This window comes from Mesorhizobium sp. P2_C7 (genome assembly GCF_056404515.1).
The window spans coordinates 100,180-116,947 of sequence record NZ_JBFUDW010000020.1 but is presented as its reverse complement, the minus strand read 5'-3'; the positions used below and the strand labels follow the sequence as shown (position 1 = coordinate 116,947).

General features: G+C 62.2%; 19 protein-coding genes. 6 read left to right on the top strand and 13 right to left on the bottom strand.

From position 1 onward, the window contains the following. Positions 1 to 81: 81 nt before the first annotated feature. Positions 82 to 480: a winged helix-turn-helix transcriptional regulator gene (locus AC1D2G_RS31340; RefSeq protein ID WP_477396880.1), complete on the top strand. Its 399-nt coding sequence runs from the start codon at positions 82 to 84 to the stop codon at positions 478 to 480. A 93-nt stretch (positions 481 to 573) separates the two neighbouring features. On the opposite strand, the gene AC1D2G_RS31335 is transcribed toward AC1D2G_RS31340, so the two are convergent. Further along, complete coding sequence (locus AC1D2G_RS31335) at positions 574 to 951, bottom strand: flagellar export protein FliJ (RefSeq protein WP_095090783.1); 378 nt, start codon at positions 949 to 951, stop codon at positions 574 to 576. A gap of 452 nt (positions 952 to 1,403) precedes the next feature. On the opposite strand from AC1D2G_RS31335, the gene ctrA reads away from it, so the two are divergent. After that, complete coding sequence (gene ctrA, locus AC1D2G_RS31330) at positions 1,404 to 2,099, top strand: response regulator transcription factor CtrA (RefSeq protein WP_477418875.1); 696 nt, start codon at positions 1,404 to 1,406, stop codon at positions 2,097 to 2,099. A 151-nt stretch (positions 2,100 to 2,250) separates the two neighbouring features. Here the strand turns inward: ctrA and AC1D2G_RS31325 are convergent, their stop codons facing one another. Then, positions 2,251 to 2,619, bottom strand: a complete 369-nt coding sequence (locus tag AC1D2G_RS31325) for a response regulator (RefSeq protein WP_095090784.1) — start codon at positions 2,617 to 2,619, stop codon at positions 2,251 to 2,253. 243 nt (positions 2,620 to 2,862) lie between these two features. Beyond that, positions 2,863 to 3,492, bottom strand: coding sequence for a histidine phosphotransferase ChpT (gene chpT / locus AC1D2G_RS31320; RefSeq protein ID WP_095091686.1), 630 nt, complete (start codon positions 3,490 to 3,492; stop codon positions 2,863 to 2,865). Between the two features lie 439 nt (positions 3,493 to 3,931). On the opposite strand from chpT, the gene AC1D2G_RS31315 reads away from it, so the two are divergent. Further along, a complete protein-coding gene (locus AC1D2G_RS31315; protein WP_246461785.1) occupies positions 3,932 to 4,468 on the top strand; it encodes a DUF1134 domain-containing protein in 537 nt (178 codons plus the stop codon). Positions 4,469 to 4,575: 107 nt separating this feature from the next. After that, on the top strand, positions 4,576 to 5,712 hold the full coding sequence (locus AC1D2G_RS31310) for a coiled-coil domain-containing protein (RefSeq protein WP_477418873.1): 1,137 nt from the start codon (positions 4,576 to 4,578) through the stop codon (positions 5,710 to 5,712). 2 nt (positions 5,713 to 5,714) lie between these two features. On the opposite strand, the gene AC1D2G_RS31305 is transcribed toward AC1D2G_RS31310, so the two are convergent. The 6 genes from AC1D2G_RS31305 to AC1D2G_RS31280 all read right to left on the bottom strand — a co-directional run bounded on the left by AC1D2G_RS31305 (position 5,715) and on the right by AC1D2G_RS31280 (position 10,542). Then, positions 5,715 to 6,518, bottom strand: a complete 804-nt coding sequence (locus AC1D2G_RS31305) for a TrmH family RNA methyltransferase (RefSeq protein WP_477418871.1) — start codon at positions 6,516 to 6,518, stop codon at positions 5,715 to 5,717. Between the two features lie 167 nt (positions 6,519 to 6,685). Continuing rightward, positions 6,686 to 7,030, bottom strand: coding sequence for an ArsR/SmtB family transcription factor (locus tag AC1D2G_RS31300; RefSeq protein WP_477228332.1), 345 nt, complete (start codon positions 7,028 to 7,030; stop codon positions 6,686 to 6,688). A 141-nt stretch (positions 7,031 to 7,171) separates the two neighbouring features. After that, positions 7,172 to 7,969: a HugZ family pyridoxamine 5'-phosphate oxidase gene (locus AC1D2G_RS31295; RefSeq protein ID WP_477228331.1), complete on the bottom strand. Its 798-nt coding sequence runs from the start codon at positions 7,967 to 7,969 to the stop codon at positions 7,172 to 7,174. 30 nt (positions 7,970 to 7,999) lie between these two features. Beyond that, positions 8,000 to 9,175, bottom strand: coding sequence for a CaiB/BaiF CoA transferase family protein (locus AC1D2G_RS31290; protein WP_477418869.1), 1,176 nt, complete (start codon positions 9,173 to 9,175; stop codon positions 8,000 to 8,002). A gap of 6 nt (positions 9,176 to 9,181) precedes the next feature. Next, positions 9,182 to 9,943, bottom strand: coding sequence for a 3-hydroxyacyl-CoA dehydrogenase (locus AC1D2G_RS31285; protein ID WP_095090789.1), 762 nt, complete (start codon positions 9,941 to 9,943; stop codon positions 9,182 to 9,184). 62 nt (positions 9,944 to 10,005) lie between these two features. Beyond that, the gene (locus tag AC1D2G_RS31280) at positions 10,006 to 10,542 is read right to left on the bottom strand and encodes a GNAT family N-acetyltransferase (protein ID WP_095091689.1); all 537 of its coding nucleotides are present in this window, start codon (positions 10,540 to 10,542) and stop codon (positions 10,006 to 10,008) included. Between the two features lie 270 nt (positions 10,543 to 10,812). Here AC1D2G_RS31280 and AC1D2G_RS31275 point away from each other — a divergent pair, with 270 nt between their 5' ends. Then, a complete protein-coding gene (locus AC1D2G_RS31275; protein ID WP_477418867.1) occupies positions 10,813 to 11,802 on the top strand; it encodes a glutathione S-transferase family protein in 990 nt (329 codons plus the stop codon). A 1-nt stretch (position 11,803) separates the two neighbouring features. Here AC1D2G_RS31275 and AC1D2G_RS31270 read toward each other — a convergent pair whose 3' ends face one another. Continuing rightward, positions 11,804 to 12,301, bottom strand: a complete 498-nt coding sequence (locus tag AC1D2G_RS31270) for an NUDIX domain-containing protein (RefSeq protein WP_477300253.1) — start codon at positions 12,299 to 12,301, stop codon at positions 11,804 to 11,806. A 52-nt stretch (positions 12,302 to 12,353) separates the two neighbouring features. Between AC1D2G_RS31270 and AC1D2G_RS31265 the strand changes: the two genes are divergently transcribed. Next, the gene (locus tag AC1D2G_RS31265; RefSeq protein ID WP_477300255.1) at positions 12,354 to 13,283 is read left to right on the top strand and encodes a metallophosphoesterase family protein; all 930 of its coding nucleotides are present in this window, start codon (positions 12,354 to 12,356) and stop codon (positions 13,281 to 13,283) included. On the opposite strand, the gene AC1D2G_RS31260 is transcribed toward AC1D2G_RS31265, so the two are convergent. The 3 genes from AC1D2G_RS31260 to AC1D2G_RS31250 form a co-directional block, all read right to left on the bottom strand. Beyond that, positions 13,267 to 13,884, bottom strand: a complete 618-nt coding sequence (locus AC1D2G_RS31260; RefSeq protein ID WP_477418865.1) for a hypothetical protein — start codon at positions 13,882 to 13,884, stop codon at positions 13,267 to 13,269. The genes AC1D2G_RS31265 and AC1D2G_RS31260 overlap by 17 nt on opposite strands. 115 nt (positions 13,885 to 13,999) lie before the next feature. Next, positions 14,000 to 14,803 (bottom strand): alpha/beta fold hydrolase, encoded by an 804-nt coding sequence (locus AC1D2G_RS31255; RefSeq protein WP_457154252.1) that lies wholly within the window; start codon positions 14,801 to 14,803, stop codon positions 14,000 to 14,002. A gap of 146 nt (positions 14,804 to 14,949) precedes the next feature. Continuing rightward, positions 14,950 to 16,716 carry a tetratricopeptide repeat protein gene (locus tag AC1D2G_RS31250; RefSeq protein WP_477418863.1) on the bottom strand — a complete coding sequence of 589 codons (1,767 nt, stop codon included), beginning with the start codon at positions 16,714 to 16,716 and terminating at the stop codon, positions 14,950 to 14,952. Between the last annotated feature and the right edge of the window lie 52 nt (positions 16,717 to 16,768).

Sequence of the window (16,768 nt, the reverse complement as noted above, 5' to 3'; positions counted from 1 at the left end):
TCCTGCTTGGTTGGTGCCACTATAATTTGGATAGTAATAGTCCCTTGTCCAGTATGTACCTGTATGATATATAGCTACCCCATGGATAGTGAAGATGTGTCTCCTTTCGGCTATGATGCGTACCGGCGCACGTGTGCTTCGCACACCGTGCTCGAGATGCTGGCCAGCAAATGGGTCTATCTGGTGGTTTGTGCGCTGCGCAAAGGCCGGTTGCGCAATGGCGAGCTTGCCCGCAAGCTCGAAGGCATCACGCCGAAGATGCTGACGCAGACATTGCGCGTGCTTGAGCGCGACGGTCTGGTGCGGCGCGAGATCTTCCCGGTCATTCCGCCTCGCGTCGAATATGAATTGACTGAGCTTGGCCAGAACCTGGCGGGACTGCTCAACCAGATCAGGTCGTGGTCGGAACAGCATGCGCCGGACATCAAGGAGGCCAGGGCGCGGGCGACTGCTGAAAATGAAGGCGGCTGGGCCGCCTAGCTTCGATCCGAGTCTTTCGTAGCCGTCCGGCAAAGGCCGGAAGCGGGATTTTGCGCTCGCCGGCAAGCGCCGACGTCGCGGACAGGCCGGACTTCAGCCGATCATGGCGCTGCGGCCGCCGACCTCGGCCTCGCGAATCTTGGTGTCGCGTGATTCGAGCATCTCAGCCTTGGAAAGCTCCGCTTCAGCTTCGCCGAGTAATGATTCGGCAGTGCTTCGCTGGTGGGCGAGGTCGCTTTGCGAATTTCTAAGGTTGTCGCGACGTAAACGCGCCGCCTTGGCAAAGGTCGGATAGGCAAAATGGTTGATGTCGGTGATGCCGGCTTTCTTTTCTTCGGCGGTGATCTGAAGCTCCAGTTCGACGGCCATGCGTTCGAACTCGGCGATCATCATGTCGAGCTGCAGCAGCTGCCGCCGCTTCTCATTCACCTGAAACTGTTTCAGCCGAACGAGGTTTTCACGTGACTTCATGATTCGGTACTCCCGGAAACGCACACCCGCACATATCGTCCAAACCGCCTGGAAAGGCCCAGGCCTTGCCCGTGTCCACCGGCTTTCCCCGAACTATAGGAAACAAAACCCTAAAGTTTTTTGCCGGCGGTAACCATTCGTTTACGGGCATTGTTAATCATACGGCTCAGGACTTAAGGCCGGGTAAAAATTCCGGCCGCCGATGCGGGAGCCGCGTCAATGAGTCTCTGGAGTCGCTTAGTCCAGGTTGTTAATGTGTTGCATTAGGAATTGGGTTCTGGGATTCGTTATTAGATTCAAGAGGGTGTAGAAAGAGGTTAAAAAATCTGGTACCGTAGTGGACGGGAAATTAGGTTTTGTTAACCATTTGATGGCAGCCTCTGCACAAGGCAACCACTGCTCCGGGTCCGGACGGGTCGTGAAATGGTCCGGCAGCAGAAAAGGGGAATGAAATGCGTGTTCTGCTGATAGAAGATGACAGTGCAACCGCACAAAGCATCGAACTGATGCTGAAATCGGAAAGTTTCAATGTCTACACGACCGATCTCGGTGAAGAGGGTGTCGATCTAGGCAAGCTCTACGACTACGACATCATCCTTCTCGATCTCAACCTGCCTGACATGTCGGGCTATGAAGTCTTGAGAACGCTTCGCCYGTCCAAGGTGAAAACGCCGATCCTCATCCTCTCCGGCATGGCCGGCATCGAGGACAAGGTACGCGGCCTCGGCTTCGGCGCCGACGACTACATGACCAAGCCGTTCCACAAAGATGAGCTGGTCGCCCGTATTCATGCCATTGTGCGGCGCTCCAAGGGCCATGCCCAGTCGGTCATCACTACCGGCGACCTGGTGGTCAACCTCGACGCCAAGACCGTTGAAGTCGGCGGCCAGCGCGTGCACCTCACCGGCAAGGAATATCAGATGCTGGAGCTGCTCTCGCTGCGCAAGGGCACCACACTGACCAAGGAAATGTTCCTCAATCACCTCTATGGGGGCATGGACGAGCCCGAGCTGAAAATCATCGACGTCTTCATCTGCAAGCTGCGCAAGAAGCTCGACGCGGCATCCGGCGGTCAGAACTACATTGAGACGGTCTGGGGTCGCGGCTATGTGCTGCGCGAACCGGAAGACATCCGCGTCAGCGCCTGAGCAGCGAGCAGCGTCCGAACTTTTCTTCGACAAAAAAACCCGGCTCCGGCCGGGTTTTTTCGTGATCGGCTGATAACTATTTGTTTTGACGCAATTTTGGACGGAAAACCGTCTCACATTTTTCCTGGAAGATTGCGCCATGCCGCCCGTATCAGGCGGCGATCTTCAGGGTGCGAAAACGCTCGAGCAGTTGCGGCCGATTGAACGGCTTCAGGAGATAGCCCTGGGCGCCGGCGCGCTTGGCCCGCATGATCGAAGCAATATCGAGCTCGACTAGCGAAATCAGGATCTGCGGCCTTATCGGGCTCTCCATGGCGCGCACGCGGCGGATGAGATCGACCGCCGCCACGTCCGGCAAGGCGCCGTCGACGACGATGATGTCGGGCATGTCGGCCGCGCACATCTCCAGTGCGTCAAGTCCGCTGGCAGCCTCGATGACAACCATGTCGGAGCCGCCCAGGATGCGTTTTGCAACCTTCCTGATGACACTTGAATCGTCGACGAACATGCAGCGTTTCATTTCCGGGTCCTCTTGCCTGTTGGCAATCCGGTGGCGTCGGGCATCTGAAAGGCACCATAGGCCGATCTGGTAAAGAAGCCGAAAAGCGTTTAGGTAAAATTTTTGCAAAGATGCCGTTTGCGGGCTGTTCTTCGCAATGCTTCGGCACGACCAGCCAGGTGAAGCTCATCTCACTGCGATCGAAGCGCCACCGCAGGTATTGCGGATCGGAATACTTCGCTTCTCTAGGGAAATGCCGTGGATTCAGGCGGCTGAAAGCACGATTTCTTCCGGCGTCGCGTGGATCGAGATCGTCATGTTGGCTTCGCGCGCCAGGAGCAGCGTGTAATAGGGCTGCACGGAATGCGCGTCGATCGGTTCCTCCGGCTTGTGGCCGGAATGCAGCTCGAGGAATTTCGGCGGCACGCGCAGCATCGGGCCGCTCGCCGCAAGCGCGAAACGCGGCTCGGTTTCGAGGTTTTCCAGCGTCACGGAAAGCTTGCCGCCGCGCGGAATGGCCGCGTTGGCGACGAGGAGCAGGTTGAGCAGCAGCTTGACCTTGTTCTTGGGCAGCAGCGCGCGGGTCCCGTTCCAGCTCAGTTCCGGCTTCTCGTTCTTGAGGAAGGCGATGGCGACGGCTTCGGCATCGCCGGTATCGATCAGCATGCCGGCCGACCCGGCGGCGCCGAAAGCGATGCGGGCGAACTGCAGGCGGGCCGAAGCGTTGCGGGCGCTCTGGCGGATCAGTTTCATGGCGTCCTCGTCGGCGCCGCCTTCGTCGAGCAGTTCGAGCCCGTTGTTGATCGCGCCGACCGGCGAGATGATGTCGTGGCACACCCGGCTGCACAAAAGTGCCGCCAGATCGGGTGCGGAAAGGGCAAACAGATCGGCCATCGGCGAAAATCCCTGCAAAATTTCATAACTCATGGCCGAGCGATCGATTCGTCGCCTGCCCACACGAATCACGCACTCTCCTCGGGCATCCTGAATACACAGCGCCCGTGCGTGCGGCAACAAATCCGAAATTGTGGTGGCAAATGGCGTGTTCACACAGGCTGCCGACCCACCTGAGCGTCCCAAACAGCCTTTGAACCGCCATGTTCATGTGGGAGCTTAATGGTTGAAAAAGGATTACGGCATAGTTTGCCCGTAACAGTTACCCTTAACGGCCGGCTAAAAGAGCCGTACGGGTGTGAGGCGTCGGCGAAAGTGCTCCCTGACGGAGATTGGAAGCATGTTTTCCCGATTCTGCGACCGGACTTTTTTCCGTGTCATCCCGGACCGGACTTTTGTCCGTGTCGTCCAAGACCGGAGCTTTCTCCGTGTCATCTCAATGGCGATAGCGCTCATGGGCGTTCTCGTCTTCTCGACTTCGGCCCTGCGGGCCCAGGAATACACCGCTCAGGAGATTGTCGATTCCGGGCACAAGTTCTTCGGCGCGACATCGGGCGGGCTGGCCACGGTTATCGAGAAGATTTTTGCTTCCTACGGACTGCCCAACGGCTATCTGCTGGGCGAAGAGGGCTCGGGCGCGCTGATCGGCGGCCTGACCTATGGCGAAGGCACGCTCTACACCAAGAATGCCGGCGATCACAAAGTGTTCTGGCAGGGCCCGTCGCTCGGCTGGGATTTCGGCGGCGAGGGGTCGCGGGTGATGATGCTGGTCTACAATCTCGACGATGTGAGCAACCTCTACAACCGCTATGGCGGCGTCGCCGGTTCGGCCTATGTGGTGGCCGGCGTTGGCTTCAACGTGCTGAAGAACAACAATGTGCTTTTGGTGCCGATCCGCACTGGTGTCGGTGCCCGGCTCGGCGTCAATCTCGGCTATCTGAAGCTCACCGAACGCGCCACGTGGAATCCGTTCTGAGCTAATCCCGTTCCGTTGCGGCAAAGCCTTGCCCCAACGCTGGATTTCCGCCATGTCAACGTGGCACAGTCCTGCATTAGCGGTTGCCGTCCACAACGGGTAGTCACTTGGTCCAATCGGTCCTGTTCTTCGTCCTCGGCTTTCTCTGCGCCGGCTTCCTGGCGCTTATGATTGCTCCGGCCATATGGCGCCGCGCCGTCGCCCTGACGCGCAAGCGCATCGAAGCCTCGATACCTCTGACGCAAACCGAGATCCTGGCGGACAAGGATCGCGTTCGCGCCGAGTACGCCATGTCGACGCGCCGCCTCGAAATCAGCGTCAAGGCGTTGCGCGAGAAGGTGGCCGAACAGCTCGTCGAGATCAGTCGCGGCCACGAGGCGATGAAGGGCCTGGCGATCGAGCGCATGGAGAAGAACCAGGTACTGAGCGAACTGGGGGCCACGAGCGAAATGCTGCGGCAGCGGGAGGACGAGTTGCACCGTCTGTCGGACCGGCTCAAGGAAACTGAACGCAAGCTGGAGAAGCGCGCGCTCGAGCTTGAAAAGCTGGAGAGCATGTATGACGACGCCAGCTTCTCCTCCAGCAGCCGACAGATCGAACTCGTGGCGCGCGAATCCGAGATGCAGAAACTTGCGAGCGACATTGCGTTGCTGCGCGGCCAGCGCAAGGAGGCGGACAGGCGCGGCCAGGAGATCGCGGCCGAAAGCAAGGCTGCACGCGATGCCGTGAAAGCCGAGAAGAAAAAGACCGCCGACCTCGACAGGAAGGTCGAACGGCTGCTGGCCACTCTTGCTGATCGCGAGGACAAGCTCGACCGCCGCGAAAAGGAACTGGCGCGGCTGCGAGAAAAGTCGAAAGCCGAGGATACCACGCCGGCTCTGCGCCTGGTCGGCAGGGGCGGCGATGTCGCCAAGAGCGATGACGTCGACAAGGCTATCGCCAAGCTCGACAGCGACCGTGAGCGGCTCGAGGCGAGGCTGACGGTGCTGGCGCGCGAGAACAAGCAGCTGAAGGCGGATTTGACCGCGCTGGTCGTGTCCAATCCCGCGGATGGCAGCTCCGCCTTGCGCGAGCAGATGAACGAACTGGCAGCGGAGGTCGTCCACCTGACGGCCAAGCTCGAGGGACCTGATTCGCCGATCGCCAAGGCATTGGCAGTACCCTCGGATGCACGCTCCGGCAATGGTGAGCGCAGCCTTGCAGATCGCGTGCGGGCGCTGCAGGACGCGGACGCAGCAAGCTGAAATCAGTTCCTGTTTGCCGAGAAATGATGCAGCGCGATGGCTGACGCCGCCGCGACGTTCAGGCTGTCGAAGCCCTCCGACATGGTGATCCGTACCGTCTGCAAGCGCGCGAGCAGGCTTGCGGGCAGGCCTTCACCCTCGGTGCCGAGATAAAGCGCAAGGCGCTCGCGCCGCGGCGCATCGCGAATGTCGGTCTGCCCGCTCGGCGACAGCGCAAACTGGCCATAGCCGCGGCGGTCAAGCGTTGCCGTGAAGCCGGCGGCGTCGGTGAACGACGCGAAGGGAATTTTGAGCGCGGCACCGACGGAAACCCGGATCGCCTTGCGGTAGAGCGGATCGCAGCATGTCGCATCCATGAGGACCGCATCGGCGCCAAAGGCGGCGGCGTTGCGGAAGATTGAACCCATATTGTCGTGGTTGGCGATGCCGACAAGCACCACGATCAGCCTCTGGGCCGGCAAGGCATCGAGCAAGGCCTCGGCGGATTGCGGTGTCCCCTTGCGACCGATGGCCAGGATGCCGCGATGCATATGAAACCCGGCGATTGCATCCATCACCGCACTGGTGGCGACATAGACCGGCAGGTCCGCCGGCGCCTTGCTCAGGATGCCTTCGAGGCCGGCCAGCCGGTTTTCCAGGACAAGCACCGATTCGGCGCCAAAACGCCCAGACGAGAGCAGCAGGTCGAGCACCACCTTGCCTTCGGCGACGAAGCGACCTTGCCGGCCGGCGAGGTCTCGCTCGCGGATATCGAGGTAGGCGGCAACGCGCAGGTCTTGCGGGTCGACGATGCGAATGGGATCCATGCGTTCCTCGTGGTCACCGCAGCCGCCCGAAAATCCGCACGGATTGCCGGCGCTCACCGTCGGCTGGGAACCACGATGCGACAATTCAGGACGATCAGCCACCTCTGTGCGCCCGGATGGACGCACATCGCCCTGAAAGCGTTGCGAGGTAAGTGGCTACAGGACGGTCAGGTTCCGGCGCGGCGCAAACGGTGGGCCATCTGGGAGAGGTCCTCCTTGCCGCTGCCGAAAATGCCGTCCAGCATGCCGAGCAGTTCGCGCACGGCATCGGATTTGCAGGAGTAGTAGATCATCTGCCGATCGCGACGGGTGTCGACGAGGTCCAGCGCCCGCAACTTGGCCAGATGCTGCGACAGGGCGGATTGGCTGAGCATCACCTTTTCGGCGATGGAGCCGACCGACATTTCACCGTCGATCAGATGGCTCATGATCAACAGCCGTTTCTCATTGCCCATCAGCATGAGAAATTCGGCTGCCAATCCGGCATTTGCGATTAGCTTAGACGAGACCATCGATCCCCCATGCTTTTTGATCATCCTGACGCCATGGGGGCAATGGCATCTGATTCCATAAACTCAGTTGCGTATAGCCGCTGCGATTCAGCGTCACTGACAAAAGGTAGAGCATTTCGTTCAAATCTCAAGTGTTGCTTTTTATCTAATGTAATTAAGCCCAGTCTCCGTGTCGGCCGCGGCCCGTCCGTTTCTGGCCATTTCGACCAGAACAGGCCGCAATTCGCGTGCCGCCTGCAAAGTTTTCGGGAAGAAAACCCGGGAAACATCGTCACCCGACACCAGATCCATACCATCGGCATCGAATCCGGCAATAATCCAGCCGTTGCCGGACACTTTCGCGAAATGCTGTGCATAAACGGCAATCGCGTCGAGATGGTCGGCGTTCATATGGTCGATGGCGGATTGTTCAGTCGCCGCAAGTTCCTCGACGATCGGTCCGCTGGTGAGCAGACCCGGTCGATCGAGCTGATAGGCCTTGCCGAAGCCGCCGTTGAGGCTGGCGCGTTGCGGCTCGAGGCGGAAGATCGAAAAGTCGCCGAGACCGGCGTAGAGTTTCGCCTTGGGATTGCGGTTGAGATAACGACGCTCGCAACGGGCGTGCTCGCTCGATCCGCGCTCACGCCGTTTCGCCTGGCAGACCAGTGACAGGCGCGGGTGCGCCAGCGGGTCGCCCTTGCCGGGTTCGCCAAGCAACAGGCAACAGCGCGCATCGGCAAGCAGCGCGCCGGTGTGCGCCGAGAGCATCGACACCAGGATCAGCGGCGCGCCGTCGATGTCGGTGGCCACGCCGACCCTGCTGGCCAGCGGCGCACCTGTCTGTGGTTCGATCACCGCCAGCGCACCAAAGCGGGCGCTGCGCAAAAGTGTCTTGGCCAGTCGGACCGCCTCGGCATCCGTCTCGCGGATTACGTCCTTCTTCGGCTCGTCCAAAGGCATCACCACAATAAGTTGATCTTCCTTCTCCGCTTATCTGTCAAACAAACCGGATTCGACAAGGTCGTCAATCTCGTTTTTCGAAAACCCGAAACGTTCAAGCACTGTCGACGGGACGAGATCATTGTCGGCGGGCTTGGTCGCAACTGTCGGCCGCGAGCCGGAGAAACGCGGCGCCGGGGCCGGGCGCTCAAATCCATCCGCCGCTACAAAGGCATTGCGCGCCCGATTGTGTGGGTGATGCTTCGCCTCCTGCAGCGACAGGACGGGGGCAACGCAGGCATCGGTTTCGGCAAACAGCCGGTCCCAGTCGTCACGCGATTTCTGCCGGACCCGGTCGGCAATGGCGGCGCGCATCGGTGGCCACAGTGCCTTGTCGTACTGGCCGCGTGAAAAGCGCTCGTCGAGCGGCAGCAGCCTGGCGAATTCGGCGAAGAATTGCGGCTCGAGGCAGCCGATGGCGACATGGTGTCCGTCTGATGTCTCATAGGTGTCGTAGAAAGGGGCGCCGGAATCGAGCAGGTTCGCGCCGCGCCTGTCGCTCCACAAGCCGGCCGCCATGAGCGCATGCAAGGGTACCGCCAGCATCGAGGCGCCTTCGACCATCGCGGCGTCGATGACCTCGCCCTTGCCCGTGCGCGAACGTTGGAAAAGGGCGGCGAGCACGCCGGCGACCAGCATCATGGCGCCGCCAGCATAGTCGGCGATGAGGTTCAGCGGTGGGACAGGACGGCCGCCGTCGTGGCCAACTGCGTGCAGCAGGCCCGAATAGGCAAGGTAGGTGATGTCATGGCCGGCGCGGCCCGCGAGCGGCCCGTCCTGGCCGAAGCCGGTCATGCGGCCGTAGATCAGCGCCGGATTGTGCGCCAGCACCGCTTCCGGACCGAGCGCCAGCCGCTCCATGACACCGGGGCGAAACCCTTCGAGCAACATGTCCGCCCTTTCGGCAAGGCGCAGCATCAGATCGGTGCCTTCCCGGCGTTTCAAGTCGAGGTGCAGGATGGCGCGGCCGTGACGGTCGATGTTGTATTCATCCGACATCGACGGGAGAGGCCGGGTCGTCCCCGCCCGTTCGACGCGCAGCACTTCGGCGCCCATCTCCGACAGCATCAGGCCGGCCAGCGGCACGGGACCAAGCCCGGCCATCTCGATCACCTTCAGTCCGGCGAGTGGACCGGTCTTCCCGGCAGCTGACAGACCGGCGCTCACGACCGGCTATTTCGGCGCCATGCGAATGGCGCCGTCGAGACGAATGGTCTCGCCATTCAACATCTGGTTCTCGATGATGTGCAGGGCAAGCGCCGCATATTCGGATGGCTCGCCCAAACGGGACGGGAATGGCACGGCGGCGCCCAGCGAATCCTGCACGTCCTGCGGCATGCCGGCCATCATCGGCGTCTTGAAGATGCCGGGCGCGATGGTGCAGACGCGGATGCCGGAACGGGCGAGATCGCGCGCCACCGGCAGTGTCATGCCGACGACGCCGCCCTTGGAGGCTGCATAGGCGGCCTGGCCGATCTGGCCGTCATAGGCGGCGACCGAGGCGGTGTTGACGATGACGCCACGCTCGCCGCCTTGCAGCGGATCGAGCTTCGCGGCACGGTCGGCAACGAGGCGGATCATGTTGAACGTGCCGATCAGATTGACCTCGATCACCTTGCGGTATTGATCTAGCGGATGCGGGCCATCCTTGCCGATCGTCTTCACGCCGATGGCGATGCCGGCGCAATTGACCAGGATACGCGGCTCGCCAAGCTTAGCCGCGACCTCGGCGAGAGCGGCAGTCCCACTATCGGCGTTGCTGACGTCGCACTGAACGGCAATACCGCCGATCTCGGCCGCGACCTTCGCCGCGCGATCGATACCGACATCGAAGATGGCGACGCGGGCGCCCTTGGCGGCCAGCGCGCGCGCCGTTGCCTCGCCAAGACCGGAGCCGCCGCCGGTAATGATCGCGATCTGGCCATTCGGGTTCATGCCGACATCCTTTTAATCTCAGGAACAGTGGGACGGATCAGGCGCCAGATCGGCGGGGAAGGTCAAGCCATCGCTGCGATATGGTCGCCAACCCTGGCCTGATCGGCGTGGCAGACCTCGCCCGAAAGCCTGGCAACCGCGCCCGGCGCGATCTCATGCGACAGCAGCCGGTCAAGATCGACGGGGCGCGGCATCGATATCTGGCCGCGCGGAATGCGCTTGAAACCGAGCGGTCCGTAGTAGGGCTCGTCACCAACCAGCATCACGGCTGGCGCACCGGCCTTGGCGGCCGCCTCCAGCGCGATCGCCACCAACCGACGACCGATGCCGAGGTTCTTGAAGGCTGGCCGCACCGCAAGCGGTCCGAGCATCAATGCGCGGCCGGCACCGGCGGCGATGCGGGTCATGCGCACCGAGGCGACGACGAGGTCTCCGTCGACGGCGACGAACGACAGCGAGCGTTCGTGCCCGCCGGCCTCGCGGATCTTGTAGGCGGCCAGCACGAAACGGCCGGGCCCGAAGGCTTCGTCGTTGATGGCTTCGATCTGGAGGTCATGCGCCGGGGTTTCCGGCAGGTATTTCACGTCGGCAAGGCTCATGGTCTTTGCGTTCCGATAGGGAGGAAAGGTTTGCTGCAAACGGCAGCATTCGCCAGTCAGCGCTTCATCAAGCGCGGGCGCCCTTTCGTCGTCGGTCAAACCGGATCAAAGCAAAGTCGAACATGCGGATTGTCCGCTAGCATCAATTTCCTGCCGCTGCAATCGGCGGCTTGATGGTCCACCCGACCGCTTGACGGTCTGTTCAGCACCAGGTGATTCCACGGCGTGCCTTCGTGCCCTACATGGGAAGCAAGCAGGAAAGGACATGCGATGGGATTGCTGGTCGAAGGTAAATGGCAGGACCGCTGGTATGACACCAAGGACAGCGGAGGCAAGTTCGTGCGCACGCAATCGCAGTGGCGCGACTGGATCACTCGCGACGGGACGCCGCCTGCGGGCCGCAGCCGCGGCTTCAAGGCGGAGCCCGGCCGCTACCATCTCTATGTCTCGCTCGCTTGCCCGTGGGCGCACCGGACGCTGATCTTTCGCGCGCTGAAGAAGCTGGAAGGCATCATTTCGGTGTCGGTGGTGCATCATTTCATGGGCGCCAATGGCTGGACGTTTGTGGCGCAGGATGGCGCGACCGGCGACACGCTCTACGGCCTCGATTTTCTGCACCAGATCTACACCAAGGCCGATCCTGCCTATTCCGGCCGCGTGACGGTGCCGGTGCTATGGGACAAAAAGGAGCAGACCATCGTCTCCAACGAATCCCCCGAGATTATCCGGATGCTGAATTCGGCCTTCGACGAATGGGGCGATGCCAGCCTCGATTTCTATCCCAAGGCGCTGCGCGGCGAGATCGATGCGATCAACGCGCTGGTCTATCCCGCCGTCAACAACGGCGTCTATCGCGCCGGCTTCGCCACCACGCAAGGCGCCTATGAGGAAGCGTTCAGCGAACTGTTCGCGGCACTCGACACGTTGGAAGACCGCCTTTCAAGGCAACGTTATCTGGTGGGCGATCACATCACCGAAGCCGACTGGCGGCTGTTCACCACGCTGGTGCGCTTCGACCCGGTCTATGTCGGCCATTTCAAATGCAATCTGCGCCGCATCGCCGACTACCCGAACCTGTCCAACTATCTGCGCGACCTCTATCAGGTGCCGGGCGTCGCCGGGACCGTGAACCTCAACCACATCAAGTCGCATTATTACGGCAGCCACGAGACGATCAACCCGACGCGGATCGTGCCGGTAGGGCCGGAACTGGACTATGACGCGCGGCATGACCGGGGACGGTTTAAGAAGGCGGCGTGATCTACCAGTAGGGCGATCGCTGCTCGCCGCCAAAAACCTCGGCGATCCGCCGTAGGGTCGCTGGTGTCGTGCCTTCCGGCAAACGGTCCAGGGGAAAGAAGCCGGACTCGGCGATCTCGTGGTCCGGCAGCTTCGGCGCCGTCTGACTGAAATGCTCGATCAGATAGAAACCGACATGGTCGCGCCGGCTGGCGCGACGGTTGAAATGCATCGACCTCAGCGCCGGCGGCGACGTCAGTGCGATATTGCCTTCCTCGGCCAGTTCGCGCGCCAGTGCCTCACCAAGCGTCTCGCCAACTTCGACGCCGCCGCCGGGAAGCTGCCAGCCCGGCACATAGGTGTGGCGAATGAGGAAGACGGAATTGGATGCCGTGTCGTGGACCAGACCGCGCACGCCGAGCGTCATCGGCCGCCGCAGCACGAAATAGAGATGGAACAACCGGGCCCGGAGGCCCGCCCAACCGGTCTGACGGAAGGTCTTCTCCGGATCAGTCTGCATCAGGTGCGAAACCGTGGTGGAAAGCGGGGGGCGCGTCGCATATGAAGGATGGATGTTCAGGCTCGCGCATATTTCCGATGTCCATCTGGGGCCGCTCCCCGATGTATCCTATCGCGATCTCGCCTCCAAGCGCGTGCTCGGCTACGTCAACTGGCAGCGCAACCGCCGCCGCCATATGCATGATGCCGTCATCGACGCGATCGTCGCCGACATCAAGGCGAACGCGCCTGACCACCTCGCCGTCACCGGTGACCTGGTCAATCTGGCGCTCGACGGCGAGATCGAGATGGCCAGGCACTGGCTGGAAACGCTGGGATCGCCGCAGGATGTCTCGGTCGTTCCTGGAAACCACGATGCCTATGTTCCCGGCGCCTTCGACAAGGTCTGCCGGTCCTGGGCGGCGTGGATGAGTGGCGACGGTGTCAACACGCCGGTCGACCGCAACGCATTCCCCTATCTGCGCGTGCGCGGCGATATCGCGCTGATCGGCATCTCGACAGCGCGTGCCACGGCGCCGTTCATGGCCAATGGCTTCTTCATGGAGGGTCAGGCGAAGCGGCTTGGCAAGCTGCTCGACGCCACGGCCGGGCAAGGGCTGTTTCGCGCGATCATGATCCATCATCCGCCGGTGCGCGGCGCGGTCTCGCAGCACAAGCGGCTGTTCGGCATTGCCCGCTTCCACAAGATCATTCGCCGCCATGGCGCCGAGCTTGTCCTGCACGGCCATTCGCATCTGCCGTCGCTGTTCTTCATCGGCAACCGGGGCGCCAAGGTTCCTGTGGTCGGCGTTGCCGCCGCCGGCCAGGCGCCGGGCGGCAAGCACCCGGCGGCGCAGTACAATCTGTTGGACATCGACGGCGAAAAGGGCAATTGGCGGATCCGGCTGACACGGCGCGGCCTGACCGGGCCGTCCATACCGCCATCCGATCTGCAGACGCTGGAGCTTGGCGCGGAGGCCGGTGCGGCTATGGCCGCACGTTGAGAACCATGGCCACAATGCGGTCCCACAACAGGATGACCGACACCACAAGTCCGACCAGAGCGCCGGCGGCGACCAGGCCAAGGCCCGACAGAAACGCCGACCAGGCCTTGCTGCGGGTCTTCGAGCGCAGTGGCGGTTCGGCTTCCGACACATCGGTGCGTTTCATGCCGGCGACGGCCGGCTCGACCCCGCCTTCCATCATCTTCTGGCGCTCGACGATCCGCTCGGCAACATAGCGCGTCACCTGATCAGCAACGGGCTTCATGTCGGTCGATTCGGCAAGCACCACCCGGCCGATGCGGGTGTCCCTGATAAAGCGATAGGTGCGGCGATCGCGCCCCATGGCGACATGGCTGACGGCATCGATCCACAGGCGTGGCTGCAAGCCGGACGAGACGACAAAGTCGAAATTGTCCATGTCGGCGGGAACATCGGCAAAAACCGGCGCCAGTTCGGCAGCAAGCAGCTCGAGGCGCATGCGATGGGCTTCGCGCATGTCGACGACGACGTCGTCGCGGTCGGCGAAGGCATTCTTCACATCACGGACGGCATCCGACAGTTGCCTCGACTGATCGATGGTCTTCTCGCCTGCTTCCTTCATCGGCGTTCGCCTCGCGGGTTTGGTTAACACGGGGTTAACACAGCCGCCTGTAAAATGCACTGGCGAGAGCAACGGGATCGAGGCGCGTTCAGCAGGCGGCTGTGCGCGAAAAAGGTCAGCTGGCAGCAGCAGCGAATTTCTGGCGCAGCGGCCTGGCGCGCCGGTTGGTGTTGCGGCGAATGATCTCGGCGACGAGGTCGGGTGCTTCCTCGGCCAGCATATGGCCGACCTCCAGCACATGGTGGACATGAAAATGCGCAGGCAGATCATCCGCCTGGGTAAAGGGCAACACTGCGTCGTCGGTTCCCCACGCCACCATCACCGGCATGTTCAATCCGTCGAGACGATCGTGCGGGATGACGCCTTGCCGATCGTCCATGGTCATGGCGGTGGCGATCTCGACCAGCTTCGGCACTTGGCCTGGACGTCCGCGCATTCGGCAAAGCGCGTCCATGACACGCTTCTGGGGCGGGCTGTGGGGCCCGGACATGGCGGCAAGGCAGGCGCGGATTTCGGACCGGTTCGCGGCGCCGCCATAGCGGCGCAACAACGGTCCATTGATCTCGGGGCCAAGACCGCCTGGCGCCAGAAGCGTCAGCGAGGCGACTTTTCCAGGCTCGGCCAGCGCCATCAGCATTGCCACCGCACCGCCCATCGAGTGGCCCACGAGATGAACACGCTTCAGCCTGCGTTCCGACAGATCGGCGAGCACGGCCCTGGCCGCCACCTTGGCCGGACCGGCTCCGGGAAAATCGAGCGACAGCCCATGCCCCGGCAGATCATAGGCCAGCGTGCGCGTGGCGGGCGCCAGGGAAGAAATCACCTCGCGCCAGACATCGTGGCAGCCGCCGAAACCATGCAGCAGGACGATGGCCTTCGAGCCAACACCCTGTTCGGCGACAAAAAGCGATGCGGTCATGAAGGCTGATTTTTTTGTTATTGCAGGATGCGCGACACCAACTGTGGCTGAATTGCCCCCAGTCTAGCGTGATGACCAGTAAAATCTTCGCGATTTGCGCGGTTGCGGACAGTCCCGGCGCGCCTAATCTGTGGATGTCGATTGTGTCAGCTTGCGTTGCCGAGCCCTGCGGCGCGCAGAGCCTGGACCAGCCGGTCGGTCAGGTCGGCCGGATATTTCCGCTCGACGAAGGTCGCGCGCGGATCGGCTGCAAATTTAGGGAACTGGGTGTTCAGTTCGCTCAGCAGCGTGCTGACCAGATGGTCCTGTCCGCCAGCCTTCGCACCGATCAGCCGCGCCGCAAGATAGTGCGATTTCGTTGCCGTCGTTCTCAGTGCCATGCTGGCCGCGACCGCCTTGTTCGTGTTGCCGAGCATGAATTCGCCGACGAACAGCCCGTAGTCCCACCATGTCGAGTGGCCGCTGAAGGTCTCCGCCGCATGCGCCAGGATCGGCGTTCCCTCCGCGTATCGACCGGCGAAGATCAGCCCGTAGCCGTAGGCGGCAGCCATGCCGAGATCGTAGGGATTGAGTTCATAGGCCTTGCGCATCCAGCGGATCGCTTCGTCCGTATTGCCGAGACGCGAACTGACATAGCCGTAGGAGCGATGCGCATAAGGGCTGGTCGGCCCCATCTGGACGCCGCGATGGGCAAACTCCACAGCCTTTTCAATCGTTGCATTGGGCGGGTAGGCATAATGATCGGAGACCGCCTCGAGTTGCAGAGACGCAAGCTCCGAATAGACCAGCGAGGACTTCGTTCCGCCATCGGCCAATTTTTCGAGGCAGCGATAGGCAGCTTCATGGGTTCTGGCGTTCTGGTCGAGATAATATTTGTCGTTGAGCAGCAAGCATTGCGTCAGGCCGTTTGGGGCACCGGTCTGCTCGATATAGTTGTAGATCGTGCCCGAGGCGGGAAGCGCCGAACTCAGCATGTCGGCGATCCGGTCTTCGACCACGGCCGGTGCGCTGTCGGCAGGGGTCAGATTGCGCGACAGAAGCACCCGTCCGGACGCCATACTTTGCAGTTCGATCGTGATATCGCCCGCGTTCGGCCCGGGCAGCATGGCGAATACGAAGCTGGTGGCGTCGTCAGCCGGATCGGTGGGTGTGTCGCGACCGATGAAGTCGATCGTATCGAAGCCACTCAGGCCGGCGCGCAGCGAGGCGGCGACGCGGCTGGCATCGGCGCCTTCGGCCTTGAGGTCGATATAGACGAGCGGCAGGGCGTCGGCCGTTGCCGACGGCGCGATGCTGCTGGTTGCGCCAGCGGTCTCGAGGGTCGCCGACGTGTCGCCGCCACCGCTCAGCAAGGCGCTGCTGCCCTGACGAAGGATCAGCAGGCCCAGCATGGCGATGACGAGGGCGATCGCCATCCAGAAGAAGCGGAGTTGGCGCACCACCGAGGGGGTGGGCTTCGCGAGAGCCGGCGACACCGCATCCGGCATGCCCGTGCTGGCGTCGTTGGCCCGATCGGCGGACGTGGCGCCATCCAGCCTGAGTTCGGGAACAGCCTCAGCCGGCAGCCGGATCGCGTTCAATTCATAGGCGGGAACATAGCCGCCGCGCGGAATGGCTATGCGGACCGGCTCGGCAACGCCTTCATTGGCAAAATAATGCTGCAGAAGCTCGCGCAGCCTTCCCGCCTGAACCCGCACCACGGCGTCGGTGGCCGGATCGAAATCGCCGTCCTTGCCGAAAACATCCATGGCGATGGAGAAGCCCTTGAGCCTGTCGGCTTCGCCGGCTTGTTCGCGTTCGACAAGGTAGCGGAGCAACTTGCGCGCGCGTTCGGATCGCCCGAACGTCTGGCTGGCAAGAAGTCGCTCCAGTGTCTCGCGCACTGCGGGGGCGGCAGGCGTGGCATGCTGCAAGTGTCGATCCTCTCGAAGTCGGCACAGGTTGAGGCGCGATCATATAGTTCCC

Excerpts from the sequence above, each read along its gene's own strand:
- AC1D2G_RS31295 (WP_477228331.1), bottom strand. The coding sequence starts at position 7,969 with ATGCCTTTGGACGAGCCGAAGAAGGACGTAATCCGCGAGACGGATGCC.
- AC1D2G_RS31325 (WP_095090784.1), bottom strand. The coding sequence starts at position 2,619 with ATGAAACGCTGCATGTTCGTCGACGATTCAAGTGTCATCAGGAAGGTT.
- AC1D2G_RS31280 (WP_095091689.1), bottom strand. The coding sequence starts at position 10,542 with ATGAGCCTTGCCGACGTGAAATACCTGCCGGAAACCCCGGCGCATGAC.
- chpT (WP_095091686.1), bottom strand. The coding sequence starts at position 3,492 with ATGGCCGATCTGTTTGCCCTTTCCGCACCCGATCTGGCGGCACTTTTG.
- AC1D2G_RS31315 (WP_246461785.1), top strand. The coding sequence starts at position 3,932 with ATGGCGATAGCGCTCATGGGCGTTCTCGTCTTCTCGACTTCGGCCCTG.
- AC1D2G_RS31275 (WP_477418867.1), top strand. The coding sequence starts at position 10,813 with ATGGGATTGCTGGTCGAAGGTAAATGGCAGGACCGCTGGTATGACACC.
- AC1D2G_RS31265 (WP_477300255.1), top strand. The coding sequence starts at position 12,354 with ATGTTCAGGCTCGCGCATATTTCCGATGTCCATCTGGGGCCGCTCCCC.
- AC1D2G_RS31260 (WP_477418865.1), bottom strand. The coding sequence starts at position 13,884 with ATGAAGGAAGCAGGCGAGAAGACCATCGATCAGTCGAGGCAACTGTCG.
- AC1D2G_RS31255 (WP_457154252.1), bottom strand. The coding sequence starts at position 14,803 with ATGACCGCATCGCTTTTTGTCGCCGAACAGGGTGTTGGCTCGAAGGCC.
- AC1D2G_RS31305 (WP_477418871.1), bottom strand. The coding sequence starts at position 6,518 with ATGGATCCCATTCGCATCGTCGACCCGCAAGACCTGCGCGTTGCCGCC.
- AC1D2G_RS31340 (WP_477396880.1), top strand. The coding sequence starts at position 82 with ATGGATAGTGAAGATGTGTCTCCTTTCGGCTATGATGCGTACCGGCGC.
- AC1D2G_RS31300 (WP_477228332.1), bottom strand. The coding sequence starts at position 7,030 with ATGGTCTCGTCTAAGCTAATCGCAAATGCCGGATTGGCAGCCGAATTT.
- AC1D2G_RS31270 (WP_477300253.1), bottom strand. The coding sequence starts at position 12,301 with ATGCAGACTGATCCGGAGAAGACCTTCCGTCAGACCGGTTGGGCGGGC.
- AC1D2G_RS31285 (WP_095090789.1), bottom strand. The coding sequence starts at position 9,943 with ATGAACCCGAATGGCCAGATCGCGATCATTACCGGCGGCGGCTCCGGT.
- AC1D2G_RS31335 (WP_095090783.1), bottom strand. The coding sequence starts at position 951 with ATGAAGTCACGTGAAAACCTCGTTCGGCTGAAACAGTTTCAGGTGAAT.